The 22,585-nt window shown below is 73.4% G+C and carries 15 protein-coding genes; 8 read left to right on the top strand and 7 right to left on the bottom strand.

Going from position 1 to position 22,585, the window contains the following annotated elements:
- Positions 1–160 precede the first annotated feature (160 nt).
- From V7E45_RS24960 to V7E45_RS24980, 5 genes are all read left to right on the top strand, one after another.
- Positions 161–3,982 (top strand): tubulin-like doman-containing protein, encoded by a 3,822-nt coding sequence (locus V7E45_RS24960; RefSeq protein WP_333776435.1) that lies wholly within the window; start codon positions 161–163, stop codon positions 3,980–3,982.
- Positions 3,979–6,834, top strand: a complete 2,856-nt coding sequence (locus tag V7E45_RS24965; RefSeq protein ID WP_333776436.1) for a hypothetical protein — start codon at positions 3,979–3,981, stop codon at positions 6,832–6,834. The genes V7E45_RS24960 and V7E45_RS24965 overlap by 4 nt, the downstream gene beginning before the upstream one ends.
- Before the next feature lie 64 nt (positions 6,835–6,898).
- Entirely contained in the window at positions 6,899–8,206 is a 1,308-nt protein-coding gene (locus V7E45_RS24970; protein WP_333776437.1) for a hypothetical protein, read from the top strand.
- Positions 8,203–9,303, top strand: a complete 1,101-nt coding sequence (locus V7E45_RS24975; RefSeq protein WP_333776438.1) for a hypothetical protein — start codon at positions 8,203–8,205, stop codon at positions 9,301–9,303. Before V7E45_RS24970 ends, V7E45_RS24975 begins: the two co-directional genes overlap by 4 nt.
- Positions 9,300–11,552, top strand: a complete 2,253-nt coding sequence (locus V7E45_RS24980; protein WP_333776439.1) for a hypothetical protein — start codon at positions 9,300–9,302, stop codon at positions 11,550–11,552. Before V7E45_RS24975 ends, V7E45_RS24980 begins: the two co-directional genes overlap by 4 nt.
- 58 nt (positions 11,553–11,610) lie before the next feature.
- Here V7E45_RS24980 and V7E45_RS24985 read toward each other — a convergent pair whose 3' ends face one another.
- Positions 11,611–12,939 carry a class I SAM-dependent RNA methyltransferase gene (locus V7E45_RS24985; protein WP_333776440.1) on the bottom strand — a complete coding sequence of 443 codons (1,329 nt, stop codon included), beginning with the start codon at positions 12,937–12,939 and terminating at the stop codon, positions 11,611–11,613.
- A 253-nt stretch (positions 12,940–13,192) separates the two neighbouring features.
- The gene (locus tag V7E45_RS24990; protein WP_333776441.1) at positions 13,193–15,241 is read right to left on the bottom strand and encodes an APC family permease; all 2,049 of its coding nucleotides are present in this window, start codon (positions 15,239–15,241) and stop codon (positions 13,193–13,195) included.
- A 161-nt stretch (positions 15,242–15,402) separates the two neighbouring features.
- On the opposite strand from V7E45_RS24990, the gene V7E45_RS24995 reads away from it, so the two are divergent.
- The 3 genes from V7E45_RS24995 to V7E45_RS25005 all read left to right on the top strand — a co-directional run bounded on the left by V7E45_RS24995 (position 15,403) and on the right by V7E45_RS25005 (position 16,993).
- A complete protein-coding gene (locus V7E45_RS24995) occupies positions 15,403–15,537 on the top strand; it encodes a hypothetical protein (RefSeq protein WP_333776447.1) in 135 nt (44 codons plus the stop codon).
- Between the two features lie 113 nt (positions 15,538–15,650).
- Entirely contained in the window at positions 15,651–16,322 is a 672-nt protein-coding gene (locus V7E45_RS25000; protein ID WP_319145657.1) for a potassium channel family protein, read from the top strand.
- Complete coding sequence (locus V7E45_RS25005) at positions 16,322–16,993, top strand: potassium channel family protein (RefSeq protein WP_317445847.1); 672 nt, start codon at positions 16,322–16,324, stop codon at positions 16,991–16,993. Before V7E45_RS25000 ends, V7E45_RS25005 begins: the two co-directional genes overlap by 1 nt.
- 116 nt (positions 16,994–17,109) lie before the next feature.
- Here V7E45_RS25005 and V7E45_RS25010 read toward each other — a convergent pair whose 3' ends face one another.
- The 5 genes from V7E45_RS25010 to V7E45_RS25030 form a co-directional block, all read right to left on the bottom strand.
- Entirely contained in the window at positions 17,110–17,895 is a 786-nt protein-coding gene (locus V7E45_RS25010; RefSeq protein ID WP_333776442.1) for a DUF3159 domain-containing protein, read from the bottom strand.
- A gap of 3 nt (positions 17,896–17,898) precedes the next feature.
- Positions 17,899–18,297, bottom strand: a complete 399-nt coding sequence (locus V7E45_RS25015; RefSeq protein ID WP_333776443.1) for an OB-fold nucleic acid binding domain-containing protein — start codon at positions 18,295–18,297, stop codon at positions 17,899–17,901.
- Positions 18,298–18,355: 58 nt separating this feature from the next.
- Positions 18,356–19,042, bottom strand: a complete 687-nt coding sequence (locus tag V7E45_RS25020; RefSeq protein ID WP_333776444.1) for a response regulator — start codon at positions 19,040–19,042, stop codon at positions 18,356–18,358.
- The gene (locus tag V7E45_RS25025) at positions 19,039–21,594 is read right to left on the bottom strand and encodes a sensor histidine kinase KdpD (protein WP_333776445.1); all 2,556 of its coding nucleotides are present in this window, start codon (positions 21,592–21,594) and stop codon (positions 19,039–19,041) included. Before V7E45_RS25025 ends, V7E45_RS25020 begins: the two co-directional genes overlap by 4 nt.
- 254 nt (positions 21,595–21,848) lie before the next feature.
- The gene (locus V7E45_RS25030) at positions 21,849–22,541 is read right to left on the bottom strand and encodes an ABC transporter ATP-binding protein (RefSeq protein WP_333776446.1); all 693 of its coding nucleotides are present in this window, start codon (positions 22,539–22,541) and stop codon (positions 21,849–21,851) included.
- Positions 22,542–22,585: the final 44 nt, after the last annotated feature.

Consider the following 22,585-nt stretch of genomic DNA (forward strand, 5'->3'; position numbering starts at 1 on the left):
CCCCCCCCCCCCCCCCCCCCCCCCCCCCCCCCCCCCCCCCCCCCCCCCCCCCCCCCCCCCCCCCGGACCCGCACCACCAGCCCACGGCAGGTCCGCCCACGGGACCTGGGATCCATCGAACGCCCGGTGCGCACGCACCGGACAGGGGGGAAACGAAGCGATGAAGATCTTCCAGCCGATGCTGTTCGTCGGCCTCGGCGGCACCGGCGGCCTGATCGGCGCAGAACTGGAGCGCCGGCTGCGCGCCGAACTCTGCGGCCCGGACGGCACCGCCCTCACCGGCAACGGCCGGCTGCCCTACCAGCTGCCCGGCTGCCTGCAGTTCGTGTACGCCGACTACAGCGAGGCGGAGCTGGGCCGGCTGCCGCACCTGAGCGCGGACACCGCGCTGCGGCAGGCCTACAGCCGCACCTCGCGCGCCACACACGACCTGCTGCCCGCCGACTACGACAGTTCGCCCGAGGTGACCCGGATGCTGCGCGCGGAGCTGCGCGACGAGGTGTCCGACTGGCTGCCGCCGCACGGCGGCGAACCCAAGATCAACCCGCTGCGCAATGGCGCCGGCCAGCTGCCCACGGTGGGCCGGGCCGCGCTGTTCGCCACCCTCGCCAAGGGTCCCGCGCCGGTGTTGGCCCCGCTGCACCGGGCCATCGACGCGATCGCCGGGTCGGGCGGGGAACTCCAGGAGGTGGGCGGCGACACCATCAACGGCTGCGACGTGTTCGTGGCGTTCTCGGTGGCCGGCGGGACCGGCGCGGGCATCTTCCTGGACTACCTGCATCTGATCGGGCAGGCGTTCAAGGACAAGAACTTTCGGGGCGCGCGGATCTATCCGCTGGTCGTCATGCCGTCGGCGTTCCCCGAGGCCAAGGGCGGCGGCCGGGAGGCCGAACTCAACGCCGCCCGCGCGGTGGTGGACCTGTCCCGGCTGGTGGACGAGCAGAACGCGCCGGACGCCGAGGCGGAGCTGGGCGACGTGGACCTCCAGGAGTCGCTGCGCATCCGCTACCCGCAGACCCACCCGGTGTCGCTGCGGCCGGGCACCGTGCCCACCTCGTTCCTGTTCAGCCAGACGGCCGCCATCCGCCCAGACGACCTGCGCCGCTCCATCGTCTCCCTGGTGGTGTCCCTGGTCGGCACCGATCTGAACCTGGGCGAGGCCAAGGGCGGCGGACGCGACGACGACTACCAGACGTTCGCCAGCAACTTCGTCAACGGCGACATCAGCCGCCGTGCCCGCTCCGCGACCGGTATCGGCCGCAAGGGCATCTCCACCAGTCTGGTCGCGTCGATGACGGCGCCGCTGGACGAGCTGGCCGAGCTGGTCGCGGCCAAGATGCTGGCCCACGCGGTGACCGGGCTGACCGACGCCTCCACCGCCGTGCCGCACGAGACGGCGCCACTGGTCAGGGAGATGTTCACCGCCGCGGGGTTGGGCGAGCTGTGGCGGCGCGAGCCGCTGGAGGTGACCGAGCCGGACCCGCTGCCGCGCGGCAGCGGCGAGATCGAAGCCGCGCTGCGGGACCGGCTGGAGCAGCTGCGGCGGCTGCTGGCCGACCTGGAACGGCAGGTCGCGCACCGTATGCCGGTGCTGGTTGAGGGCTTCGCACCGCGCGCGGCGGCCGAGCAACTGCTGCTGAAAACCGACCTGTTCACGCTCGGCCGAGTGGTCTCGGGCGTGCCGGGCGACACCAACACGGTGGCCCGGCTCGGCTTCCTCGGCATGCTCGACAACCGCCGGCAGGACCCGACGCGGCCCGCCGGGGTCGAGGTGCAGCCGCCGCCGGCGCCGAGGATCAAGGGCCGGGTGGTGGGGCCCCGGGTGCGCTGGGCGGACGACGAGGTGACCGCCGCGCTGGAGGAGCAGGACCGCTGGTACAAGTGGCGGGCCCGCACGGTCTGGCACCGCGCGTGGAGCGAGCACGAACCCCGTTGGCGGCAGGCCGCGAACCAGCTGCGCAACGAGGTGCACGCGGTCGGTGACGCGTTCCGCAAGCACGTGGACGACCAGCCCCGCGGGCACGCCGCGCAGGTCAAGGAGTTGTACGGTGACCGCACCGGTGTCTCCTACCTGCTGCCCCCGCAGGGCAACCTGGGCCGCTTCTACCAGGCGCTGATGGAGCGTCTGGTGGAGAGCCACCAGCTCGGGCCCAACGGCGACGAGGCCGCGCTGCTGCACAAGCTGGTCGATGCCGAACTGCGCCGCAGCGCCTTCGCTGCCGCCCGGCACTCCCCCGACGCGGCCGTGTCCGAGGTGAAGGCCGCGTTCAAGCACCGGGTGCAGCGGCTGTTCTCCGAGCGGCCCGACGGACGGCAGGCCCGCGCGCTGCTGCCCAGGATGAGCACGCTGCTGGCCGCCGAGGCGGGCGACACCGAGGCGTCCCAGCAGGTCAGCACGCGGGCGTTGGAGCAGTTCCGGTACAAGCTGGCCGGTCTGCTGCCGGCGACGTTCACTCCCGAGGGCAACGGGCGGCTGAAGATCCTCATCACCTATCCTGGCTCGCGCCGGGTGGCCGTGGACACCTACCTGGAGAAGCATCTGCGGCTGCCTCAGGACAGCCAGCGGACCATCGAGTACCGGGCGGTGGACACCGACTCGATCTCCGTGGTGCTGTTCCGCAGCGAGATGAGCCTCACCGAGGTGCCGGAGGCCCGCAAGGTGCTGCGCCAGTGGGCCAGGGCGCAGGAGACCCGCCGCGACGAGGACGTGCTGCGCTGGCGGCAGCGGCTCGGGTACCGCGACGACTGGCTGGCGAGCACGCCCGACGACCGGGCGCACATCCTGAACCGGCTGCTGTGCGCGCTGTGGAACGGCCAGATCGACTACCAGGGCGACCCGGCGTCCCCCCAGCGGCTGCGCATCCGGCTGCACGACGACGCCGGCCAGGACGCGCTCGGCATCCAGCTGGCGCTCACCGACTACCAGGAGGGCATCTCCAGCTGGGCCGGGCTGCTGCGGGCGTACGAGCGCTGGGCGCTGCTGGCGGAGGAGAACATCGTGCAGAGCTACTGCAAGGTGGTGATGAACACGCTGCCGCGTGGGCTGGGCACCTCGGGCAGCGAGCCCTCGGAGCTGTATCTGAAGCTCGTCCACGAGGTGGCGCCGCGTCAGCTGCGCCTGCTGGACGAACGTGAGCGGCGCTACGGCGCACGGGTGACCGACTGGACGCGACGGCTGCGCGAGTTCTGGGCGGAGACCCTGCCCGACGCGCTCGACCTGCCCTTCCCCGAGGGCGAGCACCGGGCCCACCCGACCCTGCGCGAACTGGAGGAGTGGGTCCGCGAGAGCCGGAGCTCGGGCGAGGACCCGCGGCGCCCGGAGGAGGGGGAACGGTGGTCCTCCGACCGGGGCTCGGACGATCCCCAGGACCGGGCCTGGGGCCGGTCCTGGGAGCAGCGGCCCGCCGAGCGCCCGCAGCGCCCCGGCCCGGCGGACATCGGGCAGCCCGCCGACCCGTACGGCGCGGCACGCGGCGCCGCGCCCCGGCGCGCCGACGGCTGGGACGTGCCCGCGCACGGCAGGCCGGGCGCCGACGGCGCGCCGGGGGCCGACAGCCGGCCGGGAGGCGACGGGGACGCGCGGTGGCCGGCGGCGGCCCCGCACGACGAGCGGACCCGGCACTGGCCGGACACCCCGCCTGCGCCCGCCGGGCGCGGTCCGGCGGACCACCCGCGCCAGGACGTGGGCAAGAGCACTCCCGGGGAGCCGGGCCCGGTCCGGCCGGTGCCACCGGTGCCGCCCGCCGGCCGGCCCACGGTGCCGCAGGCGCCGGCCGGGCGGCCCGCGCCGGGACCGGTGCCCGCGCGGGAGTACCCGCCCTTCCCGCGCACCACCGAACCCGATCCGGGCTGGCCCGGGGCCGGTTCCGCCGCGCCGTGGGGCATCTCGGACGCGGACGGCGACGCCGACTGGCCGGACGAGGAGATCACGTCCGGCGGCGACGGCGACGACGCCCGCGAGAGCTGGGAGAAGCACGCGTGAGCGGCACGGGGAGCCCGGTCGTCGTACTGGACTTCCGGGGCGGCCGGGACGTACTGGTGGACGGCGCCGATCTGCGCCGCCGGGTGGGTGCCCTACTGCCGGACAGCGGCCGGGCCGGCACCGGGGACCTGCGATTCCTGGTGATGGACGAGCCGGACGGGCTGACGGCGCACGCCGAGGCGTACGAACTGGTGGCGGCGACACCGACGTTGGGTGGGGTGCGCCTGCTCTGCCTGGTCGTCGGCGACCTGGAGCGGCGGCCGTCCGCGAACCCGCCGCCCTCGGACGCGTCGTACGCGGACGTGCCGGACCGGACCGCGTCGCACCCGGACGGCCACCCGGCGGAAGGCGGGGCCGGGCGCAGGCTGCGGCTGGCGTCCGTGCTGCAGTCCTCCGGTACGGGGGTGCTGTGGGCGCCCGATCCGTGGGCGGGGCACGATCCGGGCACCGCCGACCCGGCCGGTGAGAAGGAGGCGGCGCTGGTCGCACTGGCCGATCTGCTACGGGTGCGGGAGATCTTCGACAAGGTGCTGTCCGAGCTGCACGACGCCCCCGTGTCGGTGGCCACGCTGTCGCTGCGGGTGCTGGAGCACGATCTGACACCGGACGCGCGGGACAGCGCGTGGATCGGCGCGCTGACCCGGTTCGCCGGGGGCGAGGTGCCGGTCACCGGGCCGCCCTCCGCGCAGGATCTCCCGTCCGGGCTGGCCGAGCTGTTCGGTCCGGGTCCGGAACGCCCGGTGACGGCGCTGCTGCGTCCGGGCGGCCCCGCCCAAGCCGCCCGCGCCGCCTGCGTACGGGCCGTGGACGACCTCGCCAGGATGCGGGACGAACTGAGCTCCGCACGAGCGTTGTTGACGGAGCGCCAGGTGGCGGACGAAGTGCCCTCGACCATGGCACGGGCGGTGGACTCGCTGCGCCGGTACCGGGACGTGGCGGCCGGTGTGCTGCGGGACAGCGGCTCGCCCGGTGTCCCGCACGGCGACGCGCTGGCCCGGCTCGCCGACGGGGGCGTGGCGCTGCCGGAGGAGATGTGGGAACGCCGGTCGCGTGGCGGCGAGTCGGACGAGGGGCTGCAGCGCTGCACCGCGCGCTGGCTGACATCGGGGCTGCCGCTGCGCGCGGTCGCCGCCCGGCTGACGGCGCTCGCCGAACGGGTCGCTCCGACGCCGTCCGCCGCCCGGCTGCGAGACCTGGAGCGGGCGTGCCCGGAGGAGTCACTGGGGCGGATGTCGGCGGTGGCGCCGCTGCATTTCGCCCGCGCCCGCGCGAGGCATCTGGCGCCGACGGCGCTGGCCGCCTTCGTCTCCGCCCTCGCGCCGTGGCCCGGCACGCTGCTCGCGCTGCTGCCCGCGGTGGTGCTCCTGCTCGGCGGCGCGCTGGCCGGGGCGGTCCGGCCGAACCGGGCGGCGGGCGGCCGGGTGCACCGGGCGGATGCGGCCCGCGCCCTCGCGCTGGCGGCCGGCGCGGGCGCCGGGTTCGGTCTGGCCCTGCTGGTGAGCGTCCCGCGCGAGCTGGTGCTCGGGGGTGTGCTGACCGGTGTGCTCGGCGCGGTGCTGTGCGTCGGGGCCTGGTGGCGCCAGGGCGTGGCCGACTGGTGGGAGGCGACCGGCACCTCCGAGCTCGGGCCGTGCCTGACCCGGTTGGACGCCGTCCTGGCGGACGCGCTGCGCCGGCAGTGGTGGGCTGCCGAGGAGCGCACCCGCTGCGCCGACGGCGCCCGCACGCTCGCGGCGGTGCTGCGGGGCGCGGCCGTCGCGGCGGACGCGGGACACCCGGTGTCGGGCCCGCCGTACGGGTCCGGAGGGAAACCGGCCGGTCCGGACGGCTGGTCCGACCCCGACTGGGACGCGGAGTCCTGGCCGGACGACCGGCCGCGGACCCCCGGCGCCTGGCAGGGCCCGGCTCAGCCGGACGCGACCCTGGGGTACGCGGCACAGGGGTACGCGGCGGAACCGTACGCGGCACCACCGGGCGCCTCACCGCCGTACGCGTCGGAGACACACGCGCCACAGCCGGACGGACCGCAGCCGTACGCGTCGCACCTGGACGCGGCACGGCCGTACCCGCCGGGCCCGGACCCGTCGGAGCCGGACTCGTCCTGGCCGGACGCCGACTGGCCCGACGAGCCGCCGGCCGGCGGCTGGGCCGAGCCCGCCGCCGCGCCCGGCGGCCGCCCCCGGCACGTGCCCCGGGTGGCCCCGCCCTGGCTGCACCGGGGCGCGGGCGAGGGCGGTCCCGACCTGGTGCCGACCCTTGTCGCGGACCTGGCCGACGCGACGGTGGCCGCGCTGCGCGGCCACACCGGCGCGGGCGGTGCCGGGCCCGCGGGCGGGGCGCCGACCACCCTGGAGGCCGCCGTGTCCCGGGCCATCGCGGCGGCCGGCCTGGGCCTGCGCGACAACGGGGTAGTGCCCGCCCCGCCCTACGCCCGGGAGGACCGGGTGCGAGGGGACGCCTCGGCGCTGCTGGGCATCGGGGCGCAGCGCGTCCGGGAGGTGCTCAACACCGGTTCGGAACAGGGCAGACCGCTGTTGCTGTGCCCCCCGGCGCAGCTCTCGCTACTCAGCCGGGACCCGGCCGAGGCGCGGTCCATCGCGTTCGCCCCGCAGGCCGTACGGCCCGTGGTCGAGGTGCGCGCGGGCGGGCTCGGCCCCGACGCCGTACCGGCCGCGATGGTGTGGACGGCCTCGGGCCGTTTCGCCGGCACGTTGCGGCTGGTCCCGCTGCGTGCGGGCGTGGTGGAGAACGTGCGCGTGCGCACCTGGGCCGAGGACGGCCCGCTCCCCGGTCCGGACCGCGGCCCGACCGGCCCCGTTCCGGACCCCGGCGAGGAATGGGCGCAGCGGTGAACCGTACCCGTACGACGACGACCGACCGCGCCCCGGGCGCACGGATCAACACAGTGGGGAAGTCATGGTGAACGACCACCGGCCCGCACCGCACCCGGACCGGTTCGGGCCGACGCCGGAGCCGTACGGGGCGCCCGCCCCCCGGCCGACCGCCGGTCAGGAGCCGGTCCACGACGCGGAGGGCGCCCGCGCGGAGCGGGTGCGCCCCCGCGAGCACACCGGCCGGGAGACCGGCACCGGCCCGGCCGCGTCCCGGGAGGCGCCCGTGGAGTTCTCCTTCATCTCCCCGCAGGGCGTCACGCACCGGGTGCGGGCCAGGTTCGGGCCGGACCGGCCCCGTCTGGTCCGGCCGCCCGCGCTGGCCCGGCCGGTCCGCTTCGAGGACGGCTGGCAGGGCTTCCAGGTCCGGTTGCCGCAGGAGGCGGGCGCGGACCGGGAGGCGTACACCCTGCTCCAGGCCGAGATCACCGCCGCGCTGGCGCTGCACCGGGCGTACGCGGGCACCCGCTTCGGCGGTCTCTTCCCGACGCCGGTCGGCTACGACGTCAACACCCCGGCCCCGTTCGTGCTGTACGCCGTGCCGCGCGGACGTCCGCTGTCCGGGCCTCTCGAGCGGGTGTCGATGGGCGACCAGCGGGCCGTGGAGCGCGATCTGGTGCTGGCGGTACGGCTGATGGAGGCGGTCGGCCTGGTGCACCGGGGCATCGTGCCCGGCGCCGTCCGCTGGGACGCCCAAGGCGTGCAGGTGTGGGACCTGGGCTCGGTGGTCCGGGCCGGGCGCCCCCGGGTGCCGTACGGCATCCCGCCGTACGCCTCGCCCGAGCAACGGGCCGGGGTGGGCACGACGGAGGCGCGGGACGCGCTGTGGAGCGTGGCGCAGGTGATGTACCACCTGGTCTCCGGGCGGCCGGGGAGCGCCGACGGGCCGCCCGCCGACCTGGCCGCACAGCGGTCCGTGATGGAGACGCTGGGCCAGGTGTTCGCCCGGCACACGCAGGACCGGCCGACGCCGGACGCGCTGCTGCGCACCCTGGCGCCGGAGGTCGCCGCCGAGGCGGCGGGCGTGCTGCTGCCGGACCCGCTGGAGCACCACCGGCGGGAGTTCGACGAGATCCGGCGCCGCAAGCACGCCTCCCTCGCCCCGCCGCCCCCGGTGCACCCCCCGTACCTCCCGGAGCAGGAGCGCTCCGGGAAACCGGGCGGCTTCGGCGCGGACGGGCCCCGGCACGGCGAGGCGCCGCCGGCGCAGTTCACCGGCTACGAGTATCCGGCCCGCGAGCGCGGCCGGCTGCGCACGTGGATCAGCGGAGGCCGCACCTCCGGCACGAACGAGCCCGGCGGGAGCCGGTCCGAAGGAGACACCCGCCGATGACCGTTCCGATGCCGCCGGGCGCCACCGCCCAGGAGATCCTCTGCCCGTACTGCCTGGAGATCATCTCCTACGACGAGCAGCAGCTGTTCGTCCGCAACGACAAGCAGCTGTTCGAGGAGCTGCACGTGGACCGGCGGATCAGTCCGCTGCGTCTCGCCGACACCCTCCGCTCCGCCTACCAGCGGTGCGACAACTCCGAGGACGGGCAGGCCCATTACATCCCGGTGCCGTATCTGACCAACGGCAGTCCGCTGACCGTGGCGATGGTCGGGGACTCGGCCACCGGCAAGACGCATCTGCTCACTCAGATGATCGCCGAGATCGCCGACGGCGGTCTGAAGCGGTACGGGCTGCAGATGCAGTCCGTGAACCCGCAGGACCACCAGACGTTCATGACCGAGCGGGTGGAGCGGCTGCGGTCCGGGACGATGCTGGAGCACACCCGCAGCGCCGGCGGCTTCGCCGCGTTCGTGGACGCGCTGCTGCTGAGCCGGCCGGACGGGCTGGCCCGGCCGGTGGCGTTCTTCGACCTGGCCGGTGAGGACCTGCGCCGCACCGACGCGCTGACCCGGTTCATGGTGGGCGTGGACGCGCTGATCTTCGTGGTGGATCCGCTGCGGGCGCTGCCCATGTCGTACCTGGATCCGCTGCGCGGCGACCTGGGCTATACCCGGGGCGGCGATCCGGCGTTCCAGACCGTGCTGGACCGGCTGCCGCGTGCGGCCGGGCAGTATCTCGGGGTGGCGGCGGCGGTGGTGATCAACAAAAGCGATCTGGTGCGGTTCGAACCGCCCGTGGACCGCTGGCTGGGCGAACCCCCGCCGGAACGGCGGATCGCCGAGCGGTTCGCCGAGGAGAGCCGGGACGCGTACTCGTTCCTGCGCCACCACACCGGGCAGGCGTGGGTCGGTCCCTTCGACAGCGTGCTGCGCTGCACCCTGCACTTCGCCTCGGCCACCGGCAGCCACGACCACGAGGGCAGATTCCCTTACGGCACCAGGCCGTTGCGGGTGCTGGAGCCGCTGGTCTCGGTGCTCGCGATGTGCGGGCTGCTCGACGACGACACCGAGGACGGACCGGCGGCGGTGGGCTTGTGACCCGGACGCAGCCCGGCCGGCCCGGGGACACGGCCGCACCCGACGACCGGGTGCACCAGGTCGTGTTCCGCTGGGCCGGCAACCTTGGCCACCGGGGCGCGGGTATCGCCGCGGTCGCCTACTCCTGCCCCGAGCCCGAGGCCCGCGAACTCGCCGATCGGCTCGGCCCGGTGCTCCGCGTGATGGGCGACGAGCAGCGGCCCAGCCTGGTCCGGCACATCATCCCCGGTGGCCGCGTCCTCCTTGTCCGCCGCACCCCCGGCTCCGACGCCCAGAACCGCGACAGCACGGTCTGCCATGCCCTGCTGGGCCCGGCGAGACTCTTCGTCCCCCTCTACTGCATCAGCCTGGGCGCCGTTGCCTGGGCGGAGCAGGGCTGGGCCGATCGGGTGACGGGGCGGATCGAGCCGATGCCGCGCGAACGTCTCAACGCCCTGGCCAACCGCATGCGGAACCGCATGTGGGAGAACATAAGGCTGGTCCGGCGCCCGCTGCTCTGTCTGGTGGCCCAGTTCCTGCGCACTCCGGAGGCCCGGCTGTCGGCACTCGTGGGTGAGTTGGACGAGTCCTTGGCCAAGGCGCGCGCCCAAGCCCGTGAACACCGACCGGTGCCCCCCGAGCGGGAGCCGCCGGAACCGGCACTCCTGGTGCTGTGGGGTCTGTGGTGGATCTTCGGCTCCTCGCTGGACCGGGGCTCGGGAAGCTGGCAGTTCGCCACCTTCGACACGATGGACGACCAGCCGTACCGGGTGGTGTTCGTCCCGGCCTGGCGCGTCTCCCCCAACGAGGACAGCCGTCTGCGCCGGATCGACCTGCTGGACCCCGGCACGGATCCGGCCGCCGAACTCGCCGCCACCCTCGTGGACCACTATCTGCGCTGGCCCGGCGCCGTCAAGTACCAGCGCCTGCTGGACACCGACCCGAACAGGACCGACCCGGAGCTACGGCTCTTCCACGCCCGGCTCCGCGAAGTGTGGCCGGCCAGATACGAGGGCACGGGACCAACGGACGCCGGTTCAGCGCCGGTGATTCCCTCACCCGCGGCCCCGGAACGGGACCGGCAGCCCGCTCCGCCTCAACAGGACCGTATCCAGGACGTGTTACCTGCCCAGCCGTCGGCCCGGCAGGCACCGGCCTCCGACGCGAGCTGGGCCTCCCCACGGGAGTGGCGTCATCAGCCGGCCGAGGCACCGGCGTCGTCCCCTTCCCCACCATCCCCCCCGTCGAGGGAGCCGGCGACAGCGCCACGGCAGGCGGGGAGTCCTACGGAGGAGGGGCGGGGCTCACCCGAAGCGACGCAAGCGCAGCGGTCCGGCACGGACACTCCGCCGCCGGCGTCGTCGCCGCTGTCACCGTCCCCATCGCCGTCACCGGACGTATCGACGTCCGTGGCAGCACAGGGGGCCCACCACGGATACCCGGAGCCACCGAACACCCCACCCCAGTACCCGCCACAGCCGAGCCTTCCCCCCGGGTTCTCCCCGCGGGCGGACGCGCCTCTCACCCACCACCCGACGAGCCCGGCCCCGAGCATCGAGATGAGTTCCGCGCCGGCCCCGGTGATGGCAGGGATCACCGACCGGCTGACGCCCGACTACCAACGCGCCCTGGAGGAAGCAGCGTTGCCGGAGTTCCTCCACCAGCCGGTCGCTGCGAGATCGGCAGTCTCGAAGTTGTGGACGCACAGGGGCCGCCGGCCCCGCATGGAGTCGTCCCAGATCCGAGCGCTGACCGAGGACCTGGTCCGCGCGACCGACCCGGCGGAACGCGCCGCCGAGCTCCGGCACAAGACCGAGGAACGCCTGGCCCAGACCCATCACGAGGACCTTCTGTCCCTCCTCCGGAAACCACTGCCCTACGCCGCCCAGAACATCGTCCTGGAGAACCTCCCACCCGCTGTCCAGGCGGAGGAGCCGGCCCGCGAGCTCCTCGCGAGCCTCCTGGCGATCGACTTCCGCATCACACCACCCCCCGGCCCCGGAGACCCGTACCTGCTCGACCTCCACACCCGGCGCGCCGCCCGCGTGATCCGCTGGTTCTTCAGCTGGCTCGTCGAACCCCGGACGACGAAGTCCCTGAGCCCCCGGCTCACCGGATATCTCAGCTCGATCGCCTCCTCCGACGACCCGTCCGATCAACGGATCCTGGAAGAGCTCCTGATCGACGCGGAGAAGGACCGGATTCCGGCATTGCCGAAGGAGACGTGGCTCGCGATCACCCGGGCGTTGTACGAGAAGGCACACCCGTAGGCGGACACAGGTCTGCCCCCGACAGAGATCGGGGGCAGACTCGCACAAGGCGTCGGCGTCAGCGGCCCTTTTCAGCAGGCTCCAGAATCGCCACGCACTCCACATGGTGCGTCATCGGGAAGAGGTCGAACGCCCGCAGCGTCCGCACCCGGTACCCGCCGTCGCGGAAGTACCCCAGGTCCCGGGCCAGCGCCGCGGGATCGCAGGCTACGTAGGCGATGCGGCGGGCGCCCAGGGACGCCAGGTGTTCCACCGTCCTGCGGCCGGCTCCCGCGCGGGGCGGGTCCAGGACGATGAGGTCGACCTCGGTGATACCCGTGCGCGGGAGGACCGACTCGACCTTGCCCTGCTCGATGCGGACCCGGGGGAAGTCGGCCAGGTTGTGCCGGGCGTCCTCCACCGCGCGCTTGCCGGACTCGATGCCGAGGACCGCGCCCTTCTCGCCGAGGCGGTCGGCGAGGGCGCCGGCGAAGAGGCCGACGCCGCAGTAGAGGTCGAGGGCCATCTCGCCCTTGCGGGGCAGCAGGCCCTGCATGACGGCCTTGACCAGGGTGTCGGCCGCCTTCGGGTGGACCTGCCAGAAGCCGCCGCTGCCGACGCGGTAGGTGTGGTCGTCGGCGCGCTCGCGGACGAACGCGCGGCCGTGGACACGGTGGATGCCGCCGTCCTTCTCGTCGACGCGCATCACGGAGACGGGCCGGTCGAGCTCGACGAGCGGCAGGCGCGCACCGGGGCGCGGCTCCAGGATGACCATGCGGTCCTGGGAGCCCGTGGCGGCGATCGCGTCGACGGCGGCCATGCCGGACCAGTCCCGGTCCTCGATGCCCAGCTCGCTGACGCCGGCCGCGGCGATCATGCAGTGGTCGATCGGCTCGACCTCGTGCGAGCGGTGGCGGCGCAGTCCGGCGTTGCCGTCGGCGTCGACCGCGTACTGCACGCGCGTGCGCCACTGCGGGACCTCGCCGGCGGGCAGCTTGTCCCCCTCGGCGGGCAGCACGGTGCCGTCCCAGCCGGCTTCCTCGGGGGTGAGGGCCGCGAGCCGCTTGAGCTGCTCGGCGATCACCTCGCCCTTGAGGCGGCGCTGGGCGCCGGGCTTGGCGTGCTGCCAGTCGCAGCCGCCGCAGCGGCCTGGCCCGGCGTAGGGGCAGGGGGCCTCGATGCGGTCCTTGGACGCCTCCAGGATCTCGACGGCGTCGGCGCGCAGGAAGCGGGCGCCCTCCTCGCCCTCGGTCACCCGGGCCACCACCCGTTCGCCGGGCAGGGTGTGCCGGACGAAGAGCACCTGCCCCTCGGCGGTACGGGCGATGCAGTGGCCGCCGTGGGCGACGGGGCCGATCTCGACCTCGTACTCCTCGCCCACCAGAGACTTGGTCGGTTCTGCCTGCATGGTGGGGTGACTCCAGATCGGGAGGGACCGCGGCAACGGAAGAGGCCGCGGACCGGCGGGCCTGACAACAGCCCACCAGTCTACGGCCTCGCTTTCGTGCCTCGGTCCGCGCGGGCGTCCGGGCCGCGGTCCGGCGCTCGGGTCCCGAGCTCGGCCCCACACTTCGGGCCCGCGCCTCGCTCCCGCGCCCCGGTCCCGCGCTTCCGTCCGGGTTTCCGTCCGGCGCTCGAGTCCGGAGCCCGGAATGCGTGCCTCAGTCCTTGGCGGCGGGCTCCTTCGGCCGCTCCGCCGCCGGGCCACGCCGGACCGCGCCCGGCGCGTTCCACTCCTGCCGCCTGCGGGCGCGCAGCTTGGCCGCCTCGGAGGACTGGAGCTGGTAGGGCACCGAGGTCACCATGACGCCCGGCGTGAACAGCAGGCGTCCCTTGAGCCGCAGGGCGCTCTGGTTGTGCAGCAGGTGCTCGTACCAGTGACCGACCACGTACTCGGGGATGATCACGGAGACCGCGTCGCGCGGGGACTCCTTGCGCAGGCCCTTGACGTACTCGATGATCGGCCGCGTGATCTCGCGGTACGGCGAGTCGAGGACCTTCAGCGGTACGTCGATCCCGCGCCGCTCCCACTCCTCGCGCAGCGCCTTGGTCTCCGCCGGGTCGACGTTGACGGTGAGCGCCTCCAGGGTGTCCGAGCGCATCAGCTTGGCGTAGGCCAGGGCGCGCAGCGTGGGGCGGTGGATCTTGGAGATCAGCACGACGGAGTGCACCCGGGAGGGCCGGACGCTGTCGTCGCTCGGGCCCTCGGGGGCCGCGATCTCCTCGGCGACGCGGTCGTAGTGCTTACGGATCGCCGTCATCGTCGCGTAGAAGATGCACATGCCCAGCAGGGCGACCCAGGCGCCGTGCGTGAACTTGGTGACCAGGACGACGACGAGCACCAGGCCGGTGAAGAAGGCGCCGAAGGCGTTGATCGCGCGGGAGCGGATCATGTGGCTGCGCTTGGCCGCGTCCTTCTCGACCGCGAGGTGGCGGTTCCAGTGCCGGACCATGCCGGTCTGGCTGAGGGTGAAGGACACGAACACGCCGACGATGTAGAGCTGGATCAGCCGTGTGGAGTCCGCGCCGTAGATGACCACGAGCAGGGTCGCCGCGCCGGCCAGCAGCACGATGCCGTTGGAGAAGGCGAGGCGGTCGCCGCGGGTGTGCAGCTGGCGCGGCAGGTAGCGGTCCTGGGCGAGGATCGAGCCGAGCAGCGGGAAGCCGTTGTAGGCCGTGTTCGCCGCGAGGAACAGCACCAGGGCGGTGGCGGCGGCCAGCAGGACGAACAGGAAGCTGCCCTTGCCGAACACCGCCTCGGCGACCTGGGAGATCACCGGGTTCTGGACGTAGCCGGAGCCGACCGGGCGGCCGTTGTGGATCAGGTCGGTGGTCGGGTGCTCGGCCATGCGGACGTTCGTCGCCATGGCGAGGGCGATGATGCCGCAGAACATCGTGACGGCCAGCAGGCCCATCATGGCGAGCGTGGTGGCCGCGTTCTTCGACTTGGGCTTGCGGAAGGCCGGGACGCCGTTGGAGATGGCCTCGACGCCTGTCAGGGCGGCACAGCCGGAGGAGAAGGCGCGCAGGAGCAGGAAGACGAGCGCGAAGCCCGCCAGACCCTGGTGCTCGGCCTTGATGTGGTAGTCGGCCGTCGGCGCGTGCATGGTGTCGCCGAGGACCAGGCCCCGGAACGCACCCCACGCGATCATGACGAAGACGCCGCCGACGAACACGTAGGTCGGGATCGCGAAGAGCTTGCCCGACTCCTTCACGCCCCGCAGGTTCATCAGGGTCAGCAGGATGATCACGGCGGTCGCGCACAGCACCTTGTGCTGGACCACGAACGGGACCGCGGAGCCGAGGTTCTCGATGCCGGAGGCGATGGAGACGGCGACGGTCAGGACGTAGTCGACGAGCAGCGCGCTGGCCACGGTGAGGCCGGCCTTGGGCCCGAGGTTGGTGGTCGCGACCTCGTAGTCGCCACCGCCGCTCGGGTAGGCGTGGACGTTCTGCCGGTAGGAGGCGACGACCGTGAACATCAGCACGACGACCGCGACGGCGATCCAGGGGCTGAAGTGGTAGGCCGACACGCCCGCGATGGACAGGACCAGCAGGACCTCCCCCGGCGCGTAGGCAACGGAGGACAGCGGGTCGGAGGCGAAGACGGGGAGTGCGATGCGCTTCGGCAGGAGCGTTTCGCCCAGCCGGTCACTGCGCAGAGCGCGCCCGATCAGAATCCGTTTGGGCACGTCGGTCAGTTTGGACACGACAGAGGATGGTAGGCCGTCGAACACGTTACCGCCCACCCGGCATCCCGGTTGTGCCTCACGAGTGAAATCAGGGGGGCTCGGAACTGCGGATTCCGTGGTCCGCGCGCTCTGCGTGCCTAGATGGCAAACCCCGCCTGTCATCGCACTTCGGAGGTCCCATGCCCGCGACCGCAGAGCTGATCGGTGCCATGGCCGCCCTCCTCGGCCTCGGAATCCTGACCCTGTGCAGCGTGCGCAGCATCACTCGCCGGGACCTGCCGTCCGTGGTCGCGGACAGCGAACCGGGCCAGTGACCGCGAAGATCCGGGCACGGGGGTGCCCAGCCCGAACGGCTCCTGTGTAGCTTTGGGCGTCGGTCTGAGACCCTGATGCTGAGCAGTAACTTTTGGACACCGGAAGGACGGTCGTGCACATCGTCATCATGGGCTGCGGAAGAGTGGGCTCCGCTCTCGCCCAGACCCTGGAGCAACAGGGCCACACGGTCGCCGTGATCGACCAGGACCCCACCGCCTTCCGCCGGCTGGGCCCGGGATTCGGGGGACGCCGGGTCACCGGGGTCGGCTTCGACCAGGACACCCTGCGCGAGGCGGGCATCGAGGAGGCCGGCGCCTTCGCCGCCGTCTCCAGCGGTGACAACTCCAACATCATCTCCGCGCGCGTGGCCCGCGAGATGTTCGGTGTGGAGAACGTGGCCGCCCGCATCTACGACCCGCGCCGCGCCGAGGTCTACCAGCGCCTGGGCATCCCCACCGTGGCCACGGTCCGCTGGACCGCCGACCAGATGCTGCGCCGGCTGCTGCCCTCGGGCGCCGAGCCCCTGTGGCGCGACCCCACCGGCGGAGTGCAGCTCGCCGAGGTGCACGCCTCCCCCAAGTGGGTCGGTCACAAGATCAGCCGGCTCCAGGAGGAGACCGGCGTCCGCGTGGCGTTCCTGACCCGCCTGGGCGAGGCCATCCTGCCCACCTCGCAGACGGTGCTGCAGGAGGGCGACCTGGTGCACGTGATGATGCGGACGGACGACGTGGAGAAGGTCGAGGCGGCGTTCGCCGGGGGCCCGGAAGAGGAGAGCGGTCACTGATGAGGGTCGCCATTGCCGGAGCCGGTGCCGTCGGCCGCTCGATCGCGGGCGAGCTGCTGGAGAACGGCCACGAGGTCCTGCTCATCGACAAGGCCCCGACCGCCATCTCGGTGGAGCGGGTGCCGCAGGCGGAGTGGCTGCTGGCCGACGCCTGTGAGATCACGTCCCTGGACGAGGCGGCGCTGCAGCGCTGCAACGTGGTGATCGCCGCCACCGGTGACGACAAGGTCAACCTGGTGGTCTCGCTGCTCGCCAAGACGGAGTACGGCGTTCCGCGCGTCGTCGCCCGGGTGAACAACCCGAAGAACGAGTGGCTGTTCAACGAGTCGTGGGGCGTCGACGTCGCCGTGTCCACGCCGCGTCTGATGTCCGCCCTGGTCGAGGAGGCGGTGAGCGTCGGCGACCTGGTCCGGCTGCTCCGCTTCAGCCACGGCGACGCCAACCTGGTCGAGCTGACCCTGCCCGAGGAGTCGGCCCTGGCCGGCACCCAGGTGGGCGACGTGGAGTGGCCGCAGGACACCTCGCTGGTCACGATCATCCGTGGCACCCGGGTGCTGACCCCGTCCCGGGAGGACTCCCTCGAACCGGGCGACGAGCTGCTCTTCGTGGCCGCCCAGGCCCGGGAGGAGCAGTTGGAGGAGCTGCTGTCGGTGCGCCGCGAGGACGCCTGACGGTCTCCTGACAGGTCTGGGCCGGTCGCGAGCCGGTACGACGGCGAAGGGCGCCCTTGCTGCCAAGGGCGCCCTTCTCGTGCTTCCGGTCGCGCTGCCGGTCGTGCTCGCGACGCCTACGCGCCCCGGCGGTGCCGTCCGCCCGTCGGGTCGCCGTCTTCGCCGGCCAGGGCGGCCTTGCGCTCCTTCTCCGCCTGCTCCGCCTTCTCCGCCTCCTCCATCTCCGCGAAGACGTCGATCGGCGCGGGCGCCTTGGCCAGGAAGACCCAGGTGAGCCACACGGCGAGCAGGAACGGCGGGATCTTCAGCGCGACCAGCACCCAGCCGAGCTGGGCCGTGTCGGCCCACCAGTACAGCGGGAAGAGGATCGCGCACTTGGCGAGCAGGATCAGGCCCCAGGCCCAACTGGCCTTGGCATAGGCCTTCTTCCGGCCCGGGTTACGGGTGCGCCAGGAGAGGTTCTCCTTGAAGACCGGGCCGAGGATCAGGCCGATCAGCGGGACCCCGGCGAGGGTCGTGACGATGTAGGCCAGCGCCAGGCCCAGCGTGTAGAGCATGCCGGGCAGGTAGAAGTCCTTGGCGTTGCCCGTGAACATCGCGAAGACGACGCCGAAGGCCACGCCGAAGACACCGCTGAAGGCGTGCTTGACGGTGTCCTTGCGGACCAGCCGCACCACCACCAGCACCAGCGACACGGCCAGCGCGGCGATCGCCGAGACGTGCAGGTTCTTGTTGATCGTGAAGATCGCGACGAAGAGCAGCCCGGGCAGGACCGTCTCGACCATGCCGCGGACACCGCCGAACGCCTCGAACAGCGCGGCCTCGGTGACCGCGCGGGCGTCGCGGGCCTCGTCCGGCTGGGTCTGCTGGGTGTCTTCGGTCGGCTTGTCGAGGGACGTCACCGGCTACTCCCGTCCGAGGGGTCGCAGTTCGTATTTCGGGTTGAACAGCACACGGCGGCCCCGGCTCATCGAGATCCGGCCCGATGCGATCAGCTTGCGCCCCGGTTCTATGCCCACGATGGAGCGCCTGCCGAGCCACACCACGTCCAGCGCGGCGGAGCCGTCGAACAGTTCGGCCTCCAGGGCCGGGACTCCGGCGCGCGGTCGCAGAGTGACCGTGCGCAAGGTACCAGTTACGGTGACGATCTGCCGGTCACGGCAGTCACCGATCCGGACGCAACCGGCGGTCTCGGTGTCCTCCCGCAGCTCCTCCGACTCCAGGTCCTCCTGCGACGTGGAGAGCCGGTCGAGCATCCGCCGGAACCGGCCGGCCGGCTTTTCGGAACGAGGAGCAGCACTCATATCTGAAGCGTACCGGGACCCGACGACAGGGCTGTAAGCCAGCTCACCTCCCGGAAGTTCACCTCTCGAACCGGTAGCCCATCCCGGGTTCCGTGATGAAGTGCTTCGGGTGCGAGGGGTCCGCCTCCAGCTTCCTGCGCAGCTGGGCCATGTACACGCGCAGGTAGTTCGACTCGGTGCCGTACGACGGGCCCCACACCTCCTGGAGCAGCTGCTTCTGGCTGACCAGCCGGCCGGAGCTGCGCACCAGCACCTCCAGCAGGTGCCACTCGGTCGGGGTGAGCCGGACGTCGCGGCCGGCGCGGTTGACCTTCTTCGCGGCCAGGTCGACCGTGAAGCCCTCGGTCTCCACGGTCGTCACGTCGTCCTCGCCGGGCCCGACCGGCTCGGCCCGGCGGACGGCCGCCCGCAGCCGGGCCAGCAGCTCGTCCATGCCGAAGGGCTTGGTGACGTAGTCGTCGGCGCCCGCGTCGAGCGACGCGACCTTCTCGTCCGAGGAGTGGCGGGCGGACAGGACCAGGATCGGCACCCGGGTCCAGCCGCGCAGCCCCCTGATCACCTCTACGCCGTCCATGTCCGGCAGCCCGAGGTCGAGGACGATGACGTCCGGGTGGCGGGAGGCGGCGAGGTCGAGGGCGGTCCTGCCGTCGGGTGCCGCGTCGACGTCGTAGTCGCGCGCCTTGAGGTTGATCACGAGGGCACGCACGATCTGCGGCTCGTCGTCGACCACGAGCACACGGGTCATGAGGCCTGCCTTTCCTGTTCTGTGCCGGACTCCCCGACGGGGAGGGGCTCGGGGCGCGTTCCGGCGGCGCGGAGGCTGAGCACCATGGTGAGCCCGCCGCCCGGTGTGTCCTCGGCGTTCAGGCTGCCGCCCATGGCCTCGGCGAAGCCGCGGGCCACCGCGAGGCCCAGGCCCACCCCGGCGCCGCGCGGGGCGTCGCCGTACCGCTGGAAGGGTTCGAAGATCCGGTCCTTCGCCTCGTCCGGCACGCCGGGCCCGCGGTCCACGACACGCACCTCGACCCGGTCCACTATGGCGCTGGCGGACACGAGGACCCGGTGCCGGGGCGGGCTGTACTTGACGGCGTTCTCCACGAGGTTGGCCACCGACCGCTCCAACAGCCCCGGGTCGACGGCGACCATGGGCAGCGTCTCGGGCACGTCCAGCTCGACGCTGTGCTCGGGGACGCCGCCCAGCGCCATCGGCACCACCTCGTCCACGTCGATCTCGCGGATGAGCGGGGTGACGGTGCCGGTCTGCAGGCGGGACATGTCGAGGAGGTTGCCCACGAGGTGGTCGAGCCGGTCGGCGCCCTCCTCGATGCCCTCCAGCAGCTCCGCCCGGTCCTCCTCGGACCAGGCCACGTCCTCGGAGCGCAGGGAGGAGACGGCGGCCTTGATCCCGGCGAGCGGGGTGCGCAGGTCGTGGCTGACCGCGGCGAGCAGCGCGGTGCGGATGCGGTTGCCCTCGGCCAGCTCCTTGGCCTGGTCCGCTTCCTCCTGGAGCCGCCTGCGGTCCAGGGCGACGGCGGCCTGCGCGGCGAAGGCGGCCAGCACCCGGCGGTCCTCGGCGGGCAGCACCCGGCCGGTCAGCGCGAGGGCCATGTGGTCGCCGACCGGCATGTCGACGTCGGCGTCCTCGGGCCGCCGGAGCGGGGGCCCGAAGCCGGCGCGGCCCGCGCAGGTCCACGGCTCGACGTCGCCCGCCCGCTCCAGCAGGGCCGCCGACTCCATGGCGAAGGTCTCCCGGACCCGCTCCAGCAGTTCCTCGAGGCCGGTCTCGCCGCGCAGCACGTTGCCGGCGAGGAAGGAGAGGATCTCGGACTCGGCGCGCAGCCGGGCGGCCTGGTGGGTGCGCCGGGCGGCGAGGTCCACCACCGAGGCGACCGACATGCCGACGCCGAAGAAGATCGCGATGGCGACGATGTTCTTGGGGTCGGCGACGGTCAGCCGGTGCAGCGGCGGGGTGTAGAAGTAGTTCAGCAGCAGGGAGCCGAAGGCCGCCGAGGCCAGGGCGGGCAGCAGGCCGCCGAGCAGGGCCGCGGCCACCGTCACGGCGAGGAACAGCAGCATGTCGTTGGCGAGGCCGAGGTCGACGGTGTTCAGCAGCACCGCGAAGATCGCCGGGCCGGCCAGGCCCACCAGCCAGCCCGAGACGATCCGGGCCCGGCCGAGCCGCCCGCCCCGGGCGACGGGCAGTCCGCGGCCCTTGGCGACCGCTTCGTGGGTGACGATGTGGACGTCGAGGTCGGGGCCGGACTCCCGGGCGACCGTGGCGCCGACGCCGGGCCCGAAGACGTACTGCCAGGCCTTGCGGCGCGAGGAGCCGAGCACGATCTGGGTGGCGTTGACGCCGCGCGCGAAGTCGAGCAGGGAGGCCGGGATGTCGTCGCCGACCACGTGGTGGAAGGTGCCGCCCAGGTCCTCCACCAGGGTGCGCTGCACGGCCAGCTCCTTCGGCGAGGCCGAGGTCAGGCCGTCGCTGCGGGAGATGTAGACGGCGAGCACCTCGCCGCCGGCGCCCTTCTCCGCGAGCCGCGCCGCGCGCCGGATCAGGGTGCGGCCCTCGGGACCGCCGGTCAGCCCGACCACGATCCGCTCGCGCGAGCCCCAGATCCGGGAGACCCGGTGCTCGCTGCGGTAGGCGTTCAGGTACTCGTCGACCCGGTCGGCCACCCACAGCAGCGCCAGCTCGCGCAGGGCGGTGAGGTTGCCGGGCCGGAAGTAGTTGGACAGGGCCGCGTCGACCTTGTCCGGCTGGTAGATGTTGCCGTGCGCCATGCGGCGGCGCAGGGCCTGCGGGGACATGTCGACCAGCTCGATCTGGTCGGCCCGGCGGACCACCTCGTCCGGGACGGTCTCGCGCTGGCGCACCCCGGTGATCGACTCGACCACGTCCCCCAGGGACTCCAGGTGCTGGATGTTGACGGTCGAGACGACGTCGATCCCGGCGGCGAGCAGCTCCTCGACGTCCTGCCAGCGCTTGGCGTTGCGGGAACCGGGCACGTTGGTGTGCGCGAGTTCGTCCACCAGGGCGACGGCGGGGGCCCGGCGCAGCACGGCGTCGACGTCCATCTCGCCGAAAGCGGCGCCCCGGTGTTCCAGCCTCATGCGGGGCACCTGCTCCAGGCCGTGCAGCATCACCTCGGTGCGCGGCCGGTCGTGGTGTTCGACGTAGCCCACGACGCAGTCGGTGCCCCGCTCGACGCGTCGGTGGGCCTCGGACAGCATGGCGTAGGTCTTGCCCACGCCCGGTGCCGCACCGAGGTAGATCCGCAGCTTGCCGCGCGCCATGGCCCCATTGTCTTCCCGTGACTGCTGTGTACGCAGCGTCGACCCTACGGCCAAGGATGTGGGCGAATGGCCGGTTGGCCCGTTCTCCGACGGTCTTTGACGCGACTCTGACGGTGCCGGCGGCCGGCCCGCGCGGCCTTCGGCCGAAGGCCCGGCCCGACGGACCGGCTGGCGCGGCTCCCTGCCCGCGAGGGCTCGGGCGGCGGACGCGGACGCGGAAGTCGCGGACCGGAACCGGGCGGCTCCGGGGCCGCTCAGTTCTCGACGATCTCGCCGTCCCGTAGCTCCAGCACACGATCGGCGAGGTCGAGGAGGGTCGCGTCGTGGGTGGCGACCAGGGCGGTGGCCCGTTCGCTGCGGACGACGGCGCGCAGGAGTTCCATGACCGCGTGTCCCGTCTCCGCGTCCAGCTGCCCGGTGGGCTCGTCGGCGATGAGCAGCGCGGGGCGGTTGGCGAGGGCGCGGGCTATCGCCACGCGCTGCTGTTGGCCGCCGGACAGCTCGCCGGGCCGCTGGGCCGCGTGGTCGGCGAGCCCGACGAGCGAGAGGAGCAGGTCGACGCGCTCCTCGCGCTCGCGCGGGTCGGCCCGGCGCAGCCGCAGCGGTACGCCGACGTTCTCGGCGGCGGTGAGGATCGGGATGAGCCCGAAGGACTGGAAGACGAACCCGATCCGGTCCCTGCGCAGCTCCAGCAACCCGCTCTCGCCGAGGCCGGCGAGGTCCCGCCCGTCGACCCCGACCCGTCCCCGGTCGGGGGTGTCGAGTCCGCCGACGATGTTCAGCAGGGTCGTCTTGCCCGAACCCGAGCGTCCCTTGAGGGCGACGAGTTCGCCGCGCGGGATCTCCAGGGAGACCCCGCGCAGGGCGTGGACGGCGGCGGCGCCGCGCCCGTAGGACTTGTGGACGTCCTCGATCCGCACCATCGTCTCGGTGAGCACCCGGCTCATGCTGCTGCCTCCCCGTCGTCCCTCGCGGTCCCCCGGGTCCCCCG

Source organism: Streptomyces sp. IBSBF 3136 (genome assembly GCF_036815105.1).
GTDB lineage: Bacteria > Actinomycetota > Actinomycetes > Streptomycetales > Streptomycetaceae > Streptomyces.

What these genes read in the sequence shown, in the direction of transcription:
- V7E45_RS24985 (WP_333776440.1), bottom strand. Translation starts at nt 12,939, where the DNA reads ATGCAGGCAGAACCGACCAAGTCTCTGGTGGGCGAGGAGTACGAGGTC.
- V7E45_RS24995 (WP_333776447.1), top strand. Translation starts at nt 15,403, where the DNA reads ATGCCCGCGACCGCAGAGCTGATCGGTGCCATGGCCGCCCTCCTCGGC.
- V7E45_RS25030 (WP_333776446.1), bottom strand. Translation starts at nt 22,541, where the DNA reads ATGAGCCGGGTGCTCACCGAGACGATGGTGCGGATCGAGGACGTCCAC.
- V7E45_RS25005 (WP_317445847.1), top strand. Translation starts at nt 16,322, where the DNA reads ATGAGGGTCGCCATTGCCGGAGCCGGTGCCGTCGGCCGCTCGATCGCG.
- V7E45_RS25015 (WP_333776443.1), bottom strand. Translation starts at nt 18,297, where the DNA reads ATGAGTGCTGCTCCTCGTTCCGAAAAGCCGGCCGGCCGGTTCCGGCGG.
- V7E45_RS25025 (WP_333776445.1), bottom strand. Translation starts at nt 21,594, where the DNA reads ATGGCGCGCGGCAAGCTGCGGATCTACCTCGGTGCGGCACCGGGCGTG.
- V7E45_RS24960 (WP_333776435.1), top strand. Translation starts at nt 161, where the DNA reads ATGAAGATCTTCCAGCCGATGCTGTTCGTCGGCCTCGGCGGCACCGGC.
- V7E45_RS24970 (WP_333776437.1), top strand. Translation starts at nt 6,899, where the DNA reads ATGGTGAACGACCACCGGCCCGCACCGCACCCGGACCGGTTCGGGCCG.
- V7E45_RS25020 (WP_333776444.1), bottom strand. Translation starts at nt 19,042, where the DNA reads ATGACCCGTGTGCTCGTGGTCGACGACGAGCCGCAGATCGTGCGTGCC.
- V7E45_RS24975 (WP_333776438.1), top strand. Translation starts at nt 8,203, where the DNA reads ATGACCGTTCCGATGCCGCCGGGCGCCACCGCCCAGGAGATCCTCTGC.